At 64.8% G+C, this 11,690-nt stretch carries 10 protein-coding genes and 2 tRNA genes; 2 read left to right on the top strand and 10 right to left on the bottom strand.

Annotated features, from left to right (window positions below):
- Position 1: 1 nt before the first annotated feature.
- Positions 2-1,222, bottom strand: coding sequence for a DUF6236 family protein (locus DU478_RS22725; protein ID WP_147276382.1), 1,221 nt, complete (start codon positions 1,220-1,222; stop codon positions 2-4).
- A 314-nt stretch (positions 1,223-1,536) separates the two neighbouring features.
- On the opposite strand from DU478_RS22725, the gene DU478_RS17805 reads away from it, so the two are divergent.
- A complete protein-coding gene (locus DU478_RS17805; RefSeq protein WP_114512321.1) occupies positions 1,537-2,358 on the top strand; it encodes an alpha/beta fold hydrolase in 822 nt (273 codons plus the stop codon).
- A gap of 222 nt (positions 2,359-2,580) precedes the next feature.
- On the opposite strand, the gene DU478_RS17800 is transcribed toward DU478_RS17805, so the two are convergent.
- The 3 genes from DU478_RS17800 to hisB all read right to left on the bottom strand — a co-directional run bounded on the left by DU478_RS17800 (position 2,581) and on the right by hisB (position 4,550).
- The gene (locus DU478_RS17800) at positions 2,581-3,261 is read right to left on the bottom strand and encodes a Dph6-related ATP pyrophosphatase (protein WP_233501401.1); all 681 of its coding nucleotides are present in this window, start codon (positions 3,259-3,261) and stop codon (positions 2,581-2,583) included.
- Positions 3,258-3,896: an imidazole glycerol phosphate synthase subunit HisH gene (hisH, locus tag DU478_RS17795; RefSeq protein WP_114512319.1), complete on the bottom strand. Its 639-nt coding sequence runs from the start codon at positions 3,894-3,896 to the stop codon at positions 3,258-3,260. Before hisH ends, DU478_RS17800 begins: the two co-directional genes overlap by 4 nt.
- A gap of 66 nt (positions 3,897-3,962) precedes the next feature.
- Positions 3,963-4,550 (bottom strand): imidazoleglycerol-phosphate dehydratase HisB, encoded by a 588-nt coding sequence (hisB, locus tag DU478_RS17790; protein ID WP_114512318.1) that lies wholly within the window; start codon positions 4,548-4,550, stop codon positions 3,963-3,965.
- 129 nt (positions 4,551-4,679) lie between these two features.
- Between hisB and DU478_RS17785 the strand changes: the two genes are divergently transcribed.
- On the top strand, positions 4,680-4,919 hold the full coding sequence (locus tag DU478_RS17785; RefSeq protein WP_114512317.1) for an Lrp/AsnC family transcriptional regulator: 240 nt from the start codon (positions 4,680-4,682) through the stop codon (positions 4,917-4,919).
- A gap of 175 nt (positions 4,920-5,094) precedes the next feature.
- Here the strand turns inward: DU478_RS17785 and DU478_RS17780 are convergent.
- The 6 genes from DU478_RS17780 to DU478_RS17755 all read right to left on the bottom strand — a co-directional run bounded on the left by DU478_RS17780 (position 5,095) and on the right by DU478_RS17755 (position 11,634).
- Positions 5,095-5,169: transfer RNA gene (locus DU478_RS17780), tRNA-Gly, on the bottom strand.
- A 20-nt stretch (positions 5,170-5,189) separates the two neighbouring features.
- A tRNA-Gly gene (locus tag DU478_RS17775) sits at positions 5,190-5,264 on the bottom strand.
- A 212-nt stretch (positions 5,265-5,476) separates the two neighbouring features.
- The gene (locus tag DU478_RS17770) at positions 5,477-5,863 is read right to left on the bottom strand and encodes an MAPEG family protein (protein WP_114512316.1); all 387 of its coding nucleotides are present in this window, start codon (positions 5,861-5,863) and stop codon (positions 5,477-5,479) included.
- A 12-nt stretch (positions 5,864-5,875) separates the two neighbouring features.
- The gene (locus DU478_RS17765; RefSeq protein ID WP_114512315.1) at positions 5,876-6,682 is read right to left on the bottom strand and encodes a phosphodiesterase; all 807 of its coding nucleotides are present in this window, start codon (positions 6,680-6,682) and stop codon (positions 5,876-5,878) included.
- A 243-nt stretch (positions 6,683-6,925) separates the two neighbouring features.
- A complete protein-coding gene (locus tag DU478_RS17760) occupies positions 6,926-10,369 on the bottom strand; it encodes a pyruvate carboxylase (protein WP_114512314.1) in 3,444 nt (1,147 codons plus the stop codon).
- Between the two features lie 134 nt (positions 10,370-10,503).
- Positions 10,504-11,634 carry an alpha-hydroxy acid oxidase gene (locus tag DU478_RS17755; RefSeq protein ID WP_114512313.1) on the bottom strand — a complete coding sequence of 377 codons (1,131 nt, stop codon included), beginning with the start codon at positions 11,632-11,634 and terminating at the stop codon, positions 10,504-10,506.
- Positions 11,635-11,690: the final 56 nt, after the last annotated feature.

Below are 11,690 nucleotides of genomic sequence, written 5' to 3'. Positions count from 1 at the left end.
TCTATGCATCATCAAAGTCAGGAAGTCCGAAATTTGCCTCAATGTCATGAAGATAAGAAAATGGATTGCCTGCCCGTGCCTTTTGCCCCGCCAAATACCCCCGAACCCCGATGTCTGCCGCTGCAAGGGCGGCCCCAGCCCCAAGGAGCGCCGGGCCAGTCAAACCAGTAAAATACGCAAGGGCCCCCGCAGAAGGCACAGAAATCGTGATCGCCCTGTAGGCACCTGCCCATACAGTCGAAATTGACTGATTGCTTAGTTCGCGCTTCAGTGCCCGCAAGCTGGGTTCAATATCCCTATCATATGCCTTCTGTGCCCTTTCAAATAACTCTGCACCCTCGACCTCTCCGGCATCCGAAAGCTTTTCAGATAATTCCGAAATCTTGCCTGCAAAGTCTAAATACTGATCTTTTCGTGACTGTCGAAACTTTAGCAACGTCTCCACGGGCACAGATGCGTCAACGCGCAACCCGCGCATTACCACACCGACCATAGCCCCGGAAGCGCTATCACGTGAGGCGTCCACCACATCATCAAACATAAACCGAAATGACATGCCTTGAGCACGCTCGTAAGACGTCAGTGGCGACATCGCCAATTGCTTCGAAAGTTGCGCTGCAAGTGCTGACATATATGCGTCGGCAAATCGACTATCAACAAGAAGCCATTCCTCATCATGAGGGCCATTGGAGTGCCCCCTATCAAAAATGTCCCGCATTACACGCGGCATCTTTTCCGGGTGCATTTGCGCCATTTCTAGTTTCCGAAATATCCGCTGTACACTTCGCGGAACTTTTCCGCGATGCATTTTGCTCAACCCGAATTGAAAAGCCAGCTCTCGAATTTCGGGTGTCATCTTTCCTGGATGCATCCCTACTTCATGAAATGCCGCTTCCAGCTCCCAAGTAATTTCATCAGCCTGGTGAACGGATTGAAAGACAGGGTTACCAATCCGTCTTGCTCGCCACCAATTGTCGTTCTCACAATCCCCAAGGCGCAATATCTTTCGCCCCAAATCTTCGATCACATGCGGATGCAGGTCACATCTCAGTGGGCGTAGATAGCCCTCTGCTTGACAAGTCCTCGTATCCATATTCAGATATGGATCTTCAATTGCACTAGGTGCAATTGTTTGAATTTCGTCCCAAAATAAAATTGCCGAGCGAAGCCAAGCCGGATCGTGAATATCAATGTGTGGAAAATACAGTGCTGAACCGAGCATGAGCCACCCAAGTAATTAAAGTGTTACTGCGAACACTGTTACGAGAATCGGTGAAAAACTCAATCCTTACTGGTGGGCACTGGTCGATAGTAGAAGTAGCTACTTCGATCCCAAAGCTGCCGTTGGCACCTGTTGCAGCATCCGTCAAAGTGGGCTCGAAGCGGACATTGATCTTCCAGCAATTGAAACAATGATTTGCTGCGAAACAGGCACGCCGTTCTCACGCATGGTATGGCCTGGGGTCGCGGGGCGCCGCCGGAACGCACCGCCTCTCCCCGCGTTTCTGATGTGACACGAGACAAGAGGAGAGTTTCATGCCCTATGTGACCGCAGCCGACGGCACGGAGATTTACGTCAAGGACTGGGGCTCCGGCCGTCCGGTCGTGCTGATCCACGGCTGGCCGCTCAATGCCGACAGCTGGGAGCACCAGGCGCTTGCGCTGGCCGAGGCGGGCTACCGCGTGGTGGCCTATGACCGGCGCGGCTTTGGCCGGTCGGCGCAGCCGTTTCACGGGTATGATTACGACACGCTGTCGGATGATCTCGGCAAGGTGATGCAGGCGCTCGACCTGCGCGACGCGGCGGTCGCCGGGTTCTCCATGGGCGGCGGCGAGGTGGCGCGCTACATGTCGCGCCACGGCGGCGACCGGGTGAGCCAGGCAATGCTGATCTCGTCCATCGCGCCTTTCATGAAGCAGACCGACGACAATCCCGACGGCGTGCCCGGCGATGTCTTCGAGGAGATGAAATCCGGCGTGCGCACCGACCGGCAGGCCTTTCTCGAGGGGTTCTTCAATGACTTCTACGGCGAAGGCAGCGAGGGCGGCGGGGTCAGCGACGCGGTGCGGCACTGGACCTGGAGCATGGCGATGATGGGCAGCGTCAAGGCGACGCTCGGGTGCATCGACGCCTTCGGCCAGACCGACCTGCGCCCGGACATGGCGGCGTTCAAGGTGCCGACGCTGGTGCTGCATGGCACAAACGACCAGATCGTGCCGATCGCGCCGTCGGGACGCCAGGCGGCCAAGATGATCGACGGCGCCGAGCTGCGCGAGATCGACGGCGCGCCGCATGGCATGACCGCGACGCATGCCAGCCGGGTGACCGAAGCGATGTTGTCCTTTCTGAAGAGCTGAGGCCGCGGTTCGGAATCGCCCGGGGAGAACCCGGGCGATACGAGAGACGCCGTCCGATGCGCTGGCGCATCGGCGCAGCAGTATCGCCCTTCGGGCGATACGAGAGACCAGTCTCTCGTGCTCTCTGAGGGTTATTGTGAACCGAAGAAGGGGGCACGCGGCGTGTGAGAGCGGTGGCGCAAGAGAGGGGAGGTTTCGCGGTTCCAGCGCGCGGCGCGGGGATCAGATATCGGACAGGAGCACGTCCGCATAGGCGAAGCCGTCTCGCATCACCGTTTCGCCGCGCGCGTGCGGGATCGGGGCGGCGAATTCCGGGCTGTCGGTGACGACGGTGTGGAATTCGCCGTTTTCACCGCAGGGGTCGACACCGGCGGGCAGGTCGTCGAGAAGCGCCCGGTCCCAGGTGCGGCCTGCGAAGGCGGGATCGAGTTTCTCGGGGTTGCAGGTGACGATGCGGGCGCGCAGGCCCGAGGCCATCATCTCCTGCGCCAGCCGCGGCGTGTCCGCCGGCGTGCCGAAGAGCGGAAACAGCGGGGTCAGGCCGGAGCCCGCGAGCTTTTCCTCGCGGTAGGCGCGAATGTCTTCAAGGAATAGATCGCCGAAGACGATGTGCGTGAGGCCGCGCGCGGCGATGTCCGCGGTGGCGCGGGCCATGCGGGATTCGTATTCAGCATTGCTGCAGGGCCAGGGCAGGGAGACGGCGATCAGCGGCAGGCCCAAGGCCGCGGCCTGTGCATCGAGCAGCGCGCGGCGGGTGCCGTGCATGGCGACGCGGCCCGCCTCTTCGTTGACGGTGGTGAGCAGGGCGCGGACATCGGCGATGCCCTCGCGGCGGCAGACGTGCAGCGCATGGGCGCAGTCCTTGCCAGACGACCAGGACAGCACCGCAGCGGGCGCGGTCACGGCGTCCACTTGAGGAAGTTGGCGATCATCCGCAGGCCGATGTCGGCGCTTTTCTCGGGGTGGAACTGCAGGCCCAGCATGTTGTCGCGCCCGACGATGGCTGTGGTTTCCTCGTCGTAATCCACATGCGCGATACGCTGCGTGAGATCGGCCATGCGCATCTGGTAGGAATGCACGAAATAGGCGTGGTCGCCGGTCGTCACGCCCTCGAGCACCGGGTGCGGCATGTCGAGGATGAGGTCGTTCCAGCCCATGTGCGGCACCTTGTAGGCCGGGTCCTTGGGGGCGATGTGCATGACCTCGCCGTCGATCCAGCCCAGCCCGTCGGTTTCCTCGTATTCGTGGCCCTTGCGGGCCATGAGCTGCATGCCGACGCAGATGCCGAGGAAAGGACGGCCACGCTTTTCGACGGCTTCGACCATCGCCTCGTAGAGGCCGGACTTGGTGCGGAGCGCCGCGGCGCAGGCGGGGTAGGCGCCGTCGCCGGGTAGCACGATGCGGTCGGCGCGGGCGACGCTGTCGGCATCCGAGGTCACGATGACGGTCCCCGCGCCGACTTCGCGGGCCATCTTGCGGAACGCCTTGTCGGCGGAGTGCAGGTTGCCGGATTCGTAGTCGATGATCGCTGTCAGCATCGGGTCGCCTGTTGTTGCTCCGGCGTCGGAGTGCCGGTTTCCTGAGCGGGGGTCAAGGGCGGAGGGTCAGAGCGCGCCCTTGGTGGACGGGATCGCCTCGGCCATGCGCGGATCGGTCTCGAGCGCCTCGCGCAAGGCGCGCGCCACGGATTTGAAGGTGGCCTCGGCGATGTGGTGGCTGTTGAAGCCGTTCAGCGCCTCGACGTGCAGGGTGATGCCGCCATGCACCGACAGGGCCTGGAAGAATTCGCGTACCAGTTCGGTGTCGAAGGTGCCGATCTTGTCCGTGGGCATCGCCATGTCCCAGACGAGGTAGGGCCGGCCGGAGAGGTCCAGCGCGCAGCGCACCAGCGCATCGTCCATGGGCAGCAGGCAGGCGCCGTAGCGGCGGATGCCGGTCTTGTCGCCAAGGGCTTCGGTGAGGGCCTGTCCGATGGTGATGCCGGTGTCCTCGACCGTGTGGTGGTCGTCGATATGGAGGTCGCCGGTGGCGCGCACGGTCAGGTCGATCAGCGCATGGCGCGCCAGCTGGTCCAGCATGTGGTCGAAGAACCCGACGCCGGTCCGGTTGTCGTACCGGCCGGTGCCGTCGAGGTCGAGCGTCACGGTGATCTCGGTCTCGGCGGTCTTGCGGGTGACGGTGGCGGTGCGCATGGGCGTCTCCTGAAGCTCTTGAGCGGGCTTATAGGGGGGCAGGGCGCCCGCGCCAAGGGGGCGGATTTCGACATTGTGGCCCGCGGTGCGGATGTGCCAGATTGCGGGGCGACTCCTGAGAGGAATGCCATGACCACCTGCGTCTTCGTCCAGATCCGCTGCACGCCCGGGACCACCTATGCGGTGGCCGAGGAGATCGCGCTGCGGGAGATTCATTCCGAACTCTACTCGACCAGCGGCGAGTACGACCTGCTGCTCAAGCTCTACGTGCCGGAGGACCAGGACGTGGGGCATTTCATCAACGAGAACCTGAGCCGGATCGAGGGTCTGGAACGCACGCTGACGACGCTGACCTTCAAGGCGTTCTGAGCGGCGCGCGTTTTCCTCGAGGAAAACGGGCCGGAATTCTCGAGAATGCCGGTGTCGCGGTCGATCGGACCCTGTCTGGGCTCGGGCGGACTGGAGACGTGTTTCTCGAGAAACACGGGACGGACATGTCGAGATGTCCGGCGGCGCGCATCATGTCTCTGGAAAGGTGTCCGGCTGGAGCGGGCGAGGCGATTCGAACGCCCGACCCTAACCTTGGCAAGGTTATGCTCTACCCCTGAGCTACGCCCGCGCTTCAGCCGTTTGACCCAATGGAGCGGGCGAGGCGATTCGAACGCCCGACCCTAACCTTGGCAAGGTTATGCTCTACCCCTGAGCTACGCCCGCACCTTTGGGTGAGGGGGATTTAAGGCCATGCGCGTTTGGCTGCAAGGGGAAATTTGGGCTTTGCGGTCCGATTGTGCGACGCGTCGCCGCCGCACTGCCGTTCCGGCGTACGCGAGGTCGTCCACTGGAGGCGCGATTGGTTCAAGTCCAATGGACGCCGCCTCTCGCGCTCTGAGAGGTATTTGCAATCCGAAGACGCAGGGCGTGGTCGGCTAGAAGAGCCGGTGCAGAAGCAGGCCAAGGGCGGCAAGGCCGATCATCGTGAAGGTCAGAATCATGCCGCCGACACGCGAGGCCAGTGGTTGCGGGTGTTGCGACAGCGCCGAGGCATGCAGGGTGCGCCCCGCGAGCAGCATCAGCCCGAGCACGTGCAGCGCTACGGGCGGGGCCGATTGCAGTTCGGCCAGCAGCAGGAGCAGCAGGCCGATGGGCGCGTATTCGGCGCAGTTGCCCTGGGCGCGGATGCTGGCGGTGAGGGCCGGGTCTCCGGCATCGCCGAGCGAGACCTGTTTCGCCCGGCGATAGGCGACCACGCGCATGCTGAGGCCTAGGAAAAGCAGCGCGATGAGGCTGGCGTAGAGGGTCGTGACGGGGGCCATGGGCCGGTCCTTTCAGGAATGCGAGGAGTGCGCGACGGGGCGGGCGGGGGCGACGTCCTCGGCGTGCAGGATCATGGTGTCCGGGGTCAGCAGGGCGATGCCATAGCCGCCGGGGTCGTCCGTGGAATGGCCCGAACCCTCGGCGCCCAGGAGCATCGGCATCTGGTGGCAGGGACTCTTGAGGATGCTCCAGGCGAGGCCCGCGCGGTTGCCGGAAATGGCGCGGTGCACATGCCCGCAGACCAGCTGGCGTACCTGCGGGTGATCGTTCAAGAGCGCCATAAGCGCCGTATCGTTGACCAGCCGGATGCGGTCCATGCCGTCGAATCCGGTGCGTACCGGGGGATGGTGCATGGCGACCAGGGTCGGACGGTCGGGCGCTTCGGCCAGGCGGGCGGAAAGCCAGTCGAGCCGCGTGTCGCAGAGATAACCGGCGTGAAGGGGATGCGCGCCGCTTTCGTCCAGGGTGTCGAGAAGCAGCACCCGGCAGGGTCCGATGTCGAGCGCGGCCTGGGCAAAGCCGTCGCCGTCCTGTGCGGCCTCGGGGAAGGCCGCGAAATAGGCAGCGCGGTTGTCGTGGTTGCCCAGGGTCGCCGTGACCGGCAGCGGACAATCCGCCAGCAGGGTGCGCAGACGGGCATATTCCTCCGGGTGCCCGGTGTGGGTGAGGTCGCCGAGGATCAGCAGGTGTCTGGCCTCGGGATGGGTGGTCAGGGCCTGGTCCAGTGCGCCAGCAAAGCGGTCTGCGGGATCGAGCCCGATGATGGTCTCGCCGGGGGCGGTGATGTGCAGATCGGAGAAGAGAAGGCACGTGTGCATGGCGCGGCTCCGGGCGTGGCTGGCGCGGAGCAAACCGTGTTTCGGCGGGTTTGGCAACCGCGGGGGATGCCCGTGCCGGGCATACGAGAGACGCTGTCTCTCGTGCTCTCTGAGGGTTATTCTGAACCGAAGAAGGGGGGGCGTGGCACGGGGGGCCGCGCAGGGCATCCGCCGCGGTGCAGGGGACAGGCGCGGGGCGCGTCTTTCCGGCACCGCCCGCGGCAGGGCGGCGCCGGGAACGGGTCATTCCAGTTCGATCAGCAGGTCCTTGGCGTCGATCTGCGCGCCGGCGCTGACGTGCACCGCCTTGATCTTTGCGTCACGTTCGGCGTGCAGGCCGGTTTCCATCTTCATCGCCTCGATGGTGAGCAGCAGGTCGCCTTCCTTGACCTCCTTGCCCTCGGTGGCCGCGACCGAGGCGACGACGCCCGGCATCGGCGCGCCGATGTGGTTCGGGTTCGACACCTCGGCCTTGGGGCGCGCGGTCGAGCTGGCCTTGGCCTTGCGGTTGGGCACGCGCACGGTGCGGGGCTGGCCGTTCAATTCGAAGAACACCCGCGCCTCGCCGTCCTCGTGGGTTTCGCCGATGGTGATCAGGCGGATTTCGAGCGTCTTGCCGGGGTCGATCTCGGCGGTGATCTCTTCGCCGGGTTCCATGCCGTAGAAGAAGGTGCGGGTCGGCAGCACGCGCACCGGACCGTAGATGCGGTGGCGGCCCATGTAGTCGAGGAAGACCTTGGGATACATCATGTAGCCCATCAGATCCTCGTCATCGACCTCCTTGCCCTCCATTTCCTTGGAGACCTCGGCGCGAGTCTTTTCGAGGTCCGCAGGCGGCACGCCCTTGCCGGGGCGGTCGGTGTTCGGTTTCTCGCCCTTCAGCACCTTCTTCACGATCTTCTCGGGGAAGCCGCCCGGCGGCTGGCCCAAATTGCCCTTCATCATGTCGATGACCGAATCGGGGAAGCTCACATCGGTCTTGGGGTCCTCGACCTGGGCGCGGGTGAGGCCCTGGCTCACCATCATCAGGGCCATGTCGCCCACCACCTTGGAGGACGGTGTGACCTTGGTGATGTCGCCGAACATCTGGTTCACGTCGGCATAGGTCTTGGCGATCTCGGGCCATTTTTCCTCGAGACCCAGCGACCGGGCCTGGGCGCGCAGATTGGTGAACTGGCCGCCCGGCATCTCGTGCAGGTAGACCTCGGAGGCGGGCGACTGCATGGCCGACTCAAAAGCGGCATATTGCATCCGCACCTGTTCCCAGTAGGTCGACATCTCGCGGATCGCCGCCATGTCGAGCTTGGTGTCGCGGTCGGTGAAGCGCAGCGCCTCGACCACGGAGCCGAGCGTTGGCTGCGAGGTGTTGCCCGACAGCGCGTCCATCGCCACGTCGACCGCGTCGACACCGGCCTGCGCCGCGGCGAGGATCGAGCCGATGCCCGCGCCCGAGGTGTCGTGGGTGTGGAAATGGATGGGCAGGCCGACCTCTTCCTTCAGGGCCTTGACCAGCGGGCCGGCGGCCGAGGGCTTCAGCAGCCCCGCCATGTCCTTGAGGCCGAGGATATGGGCGCCTGCGGCCTTCAGCTCCTTGCCCATGGCGACGTAGTAGTTCAGCGAATACTTGGCGCGGTCCGGATCGAGGATGTCGCCGGTGTAGCAGATCGAGCCTTCGCAGACCTTGCCGCTCTCGATCACCGCATCCATGGCGAGGCGCATGTTCTCGACCCAGTTGAGCGAATCGAAGACGCGGAAGACGTCGACGCCCGAAAGCGCCGCCCGTTCCACGAAGGCCTTGACCACGTTGTCGGGATAGTTGGTGTAGCCCACGCCGTTGGCCCCGCGCAGCAGCATCTGCGTCATGATGTTGGGCATCTTCTCGCGGATGTCGCGCAGGCGCTGCCAGGGGCATTCCTGCAGGAACCGGTAGGCCACGTCGAAGGTGGCGCCGCCCCAGCATTCCACCGAGAAGAGCCCGGGCAGATTGTGGGCATAGGCGGGGGCCGCCTTGATCATGTCGATCGAGCGCATCCGCGTCGCCAGCAGCGACTGGTGCCCGTCGCGCATGGTGGTGTCGGTGAGCAGCAGCTGTTTCTGCGCCGCCATCCAGTCCGCCACCGCCTGCGGACCCTTCTCGTCCAGCAGGCTGCGGGTGCCTTTCGGCATCTCGTCGCCGCGCGGCTGCGGGGCCTTGGGGTTCTTGAGGTCCACGCGCGGCTCGGGCCGGCCCTCGACCTCGGGATGGCCGTTGACGGTGATGTCGGCGATATAGGTCAGCACCTTGGTGCCGCGGTCGCGGCGCTTCTTGAAGTTGAAGAGCTCGGGCGTCTCGTCGATGAACTTGGTCGTGTACTGGTTCGACAGGAAGGTCGGGTGCTTGAGCAGGTTGATCACGAAGTCGATGTTGGTGGTCACGCCGCGGATGCGGAATTCGCGCAGGGCGCGGTCCATGCGCGAGATCGCCTTTTCCGGGGTCGGCGCCTTGGCGGTCACCTTGACCAGCAGCGAGTCGTAATAGCGGGTGATCACGCCACCCGCATAGGCCGTACCCCCATCGAGCCGGATGCCCATGCCCGTGGCAGAGCGGTAGGCGGTGATGCGGCCGTAATCGGGGATGAAGTTGTTCTGCGGATCCTCGGTGGTGATCCGGGTCTGCAGCGCATGGCCGGTGAGGCGGATGTCGTACTGGCTGGCCTTGCCGGTGGCCTCGGACAGGTTCTTGCCTTCCGCGATCAGGATCTGCGCCTGCACGATGTCGATGCCGGTCACTTCCTCCGTGACCGTGTGTTCGACCTGAACGCGCGGGTTCACCTCGATGAAGTAGAACTGGCCGGTGTCCATATCCATCAGGAATTCGACAGTGCCTGCGCATTCGTAGTTCACATGGGCGCAGATCTTGCGGCCAAGTTCACAGAGCTCCTCGCGCTGTGCCTCGCTGAGGTAGGGGGCAGGGGCCCGCTCCACGACCTTCTGGTTGCGGCGCTGGACCGAGCAGTCGCGTTCGTAGAGGTGGTAGATGTTGCCCTGCTTGTCGCCGAGGATCTGCACCTCGACGTGGCGGGCGCGCAGGATCATCTTTTCCAGGTAGCCTTCGCCGTTGCCGAAGGCCGCCTCGGCCTCGCGCCGGCCTTCCTTGACCTTTTCCTCGAGCTCCTTGGCGGACATGATCGGGCGCATCCCGCGGCCGCCGCCGCCCCAGCTGGCCTTGAGCATCAGCGGATAGCCAACCTCTTCGGCCTCCTTGCGGATGGCGTCCATGTCCTCGCCCAGCACCTCGGTGGCGGGGATGACCGGCACGCCCGCCTCGATCGCCACGCGTCGGGCGCTGGCCTTGTCGCCGAGCGCGCGCATGGTTTCGGCGCGCGGTCCGATGAAGGTGATGCCGGCCTTGTCGCAGGCATCGACCAATTCGGGGTTTTCCGAAAGCAGGCCATAGCCGGGATGGATCGCGTCGGCGCCGGATTCCTTTGCCACGCGGATGATCTCGGGGATGCTGAGGTAGGCGGCGACCGGGCCCAGCCCCTCGCCGATGCGGTAGGCCTCGTCGGCCTTGAACCGGTGCAGGCCCAACTTGTCCTCTTCGGCGAAGACGGCGACGGTCCTTTTGCCCATTTCATTGGCGGCGCGCATGATGCGAATTGCGATTTCGCCGCGGTTGGCGATCAGGATTTTCTGGAAATCGGGCATGGGGTCTTCCTGAGCAAGAGGATTTATCAATGAATACGGGGTCGGGTGCGGGTTCACAACTCGTGAAAACGGGTAGGCGCGGGCTGCCCGATCGGATGCCTCATTATGAGGCGCCTCCCGCGGTGGACGAAGGTCTAGCCGATCTGCCGGCGTAGCCAGGTGGGGCGCGTGATGCCCAGCTGGCCCATGTTGGCGATCATGTCGCGGGTCAGGATGTCGATCAGATGCGCCGGACCGTCGCGCCCCAGCGCCGCCAGCGCGTAATGCCACGGCCGGCCCATCATCACGAAATCCGCCCCCAGCGCGATGGCCCGCAGGATGTCGAGCCCGCTTTCGACGCCGCTGTCGAAGATCAGCGGCAGCCGCGTGGCGGCGCGGATCTGCGGCAGCGCGGTGATGCTGGCGGGAGCGGCGTCGAACTGGCGCCCGGCGTGGTTCGACACCCAGATCGCATCGACGCCCGCCTCTTGCAGACGTGGGGCGTCGGCGGGGTTGAGCACGCCCTTGACCACCAGCTTGCCCTGCCAGTGCTCGCGCAGCCAGGTCAGGTAGTCCCAGTCCGGCGAGGTGCGCAGCAGGTAACCGACATGTGCGGTCGAATCCCGGGCAGAGGTGTCGCTGCTGTAGGCGTCGAGCGTGCGCATGTGCGGCATGCCGTGGCTCCAGGTCTCGAAGGCCCAGGCCGGGCGCAGTGCCACCTGCGCCAGCAGGCGTGGCGTCAGCCGCGGCGGCTGCGTGAGGCCCGAGCGCAGCTGCCGTTCGCGCCGGCTGGCCACCGGCACGTCGACGGTCAGCACCAGGGTCGAGAAGCCCGACTCGTGCGCGCGGCGCAGCATGTCGAGACGGATCTCGGGGTCGCGCGGCGGGTAAAGCTGGAACCAGCCGCGCCCGTCGGTGAGCGGACCGACGGTTTCGGGCGTCTGCGTCGCGACGGTCGAGAGGCAGTAGGGCAGGCCCGCGCGGGTCGCGGCCCGTGCCAGAGTGCGTTCGGCATCCGGCCATACCAGTCCGGACATGCCCACGGGTGCCACGCCGAACGGGGCGGGGTACGTTTCGCCCATCAGCGTCGTGGTCAGGTTCGGCGTGATCTCTCCGTGCAGGATGGACGGGGTGAAGCCTATGGCGTCCAGGGCCGCGCGGTTGCGCGCCTTGGTGGCCTCGTTGCCGGTGGCGCTGTCGAGGTATTCCCAGACGAATTTCGGGATGCGGCGTTCGGCGCGGGCGCGCAGGTCGGAAATGGCGGGATAACGGGCATCGATCGACATGCGCGCAGCGATAGCAAGACCGGCAGGGGCCGGAAAGCGAAAACGGCGTCTGGGCC

This window comes from Thalassococcus profundi (genome assembly GCF_003344785.1).
GTDB classification, from domain to species: Bacteria; Pseudomonadota; Alphaproteobacteria; order Rhodobacterales; family Rhodobacteraceae; genus Puniceibacterium; species Puniceibacterium profundi.
This window is presented reverse-complemented; position numbering and strand designations above follow the sequence as displayed.

Bases quoted from the DNA above. Each gene is read 5' to 3' on its own strand.
- DU478_RS22725 (WP_147276382.1), bottom strand. From the start codon at position 1,222: ATGCTCGGTTCAGCACTGTATTTTCCACACATTGATATTCACGATCCG.
- DU478_RS17805 (WP_114512321.1), top strand. From the start codon at position 1,537: ATGCCCTATGTGACCGCAGCCGACGGCACGGAGATTTACGTCAAGGAC.
- hisH (WP_114512319.1), bottom strand. From the start codon at position 3,896: ATGCTGACAGCGATCATCGACTACGAATCCGGCAACCTGCACTCCGCC.
- hisB (WP_114512318.1), bottom strand. From the start codon at position 4,550: ATGCGCACCGCCACCGTCACCCGCAAGACCGCCGAGACCGAGATCACC.
- DU478_RS17785 (WP_114512317.1), top strand. From the start codon at position 4,680: ATGACCACCTGCGTCTTCGTCCAGATCCGCTGCACGCCCGGGACCACC.
- DU478_RS17770 (WP_114512316.1), bottom strand. From the start codon at position 5,863: ATGGCCCCCGTCACGACCCTCTACGCCAGCCTCATCGCGCTGCTTTTC.
- DU478_RS17765 (WP_114512315.1), bottom strand. From the start codon at position 6,682: ATGCACACGTGCCTTCTCTTCTCCGATCTGCACATCACCGCCCCCGGC.
- DU478_RS17760 (WP_114512314.1), bottom strand. From the start codon at position 10,369: ATGCCCGATTTCCAGAAAATCCTGATCGCCAACCGCGGCGAAATCGCA.
- DU478_RS17755 (WP_114512313.1), bottom strand. From the start codon at position 11,634: ATGTCGATCGATGCCCGTTATCCCGCCATTTCCGACCTGCGCGCCCGC.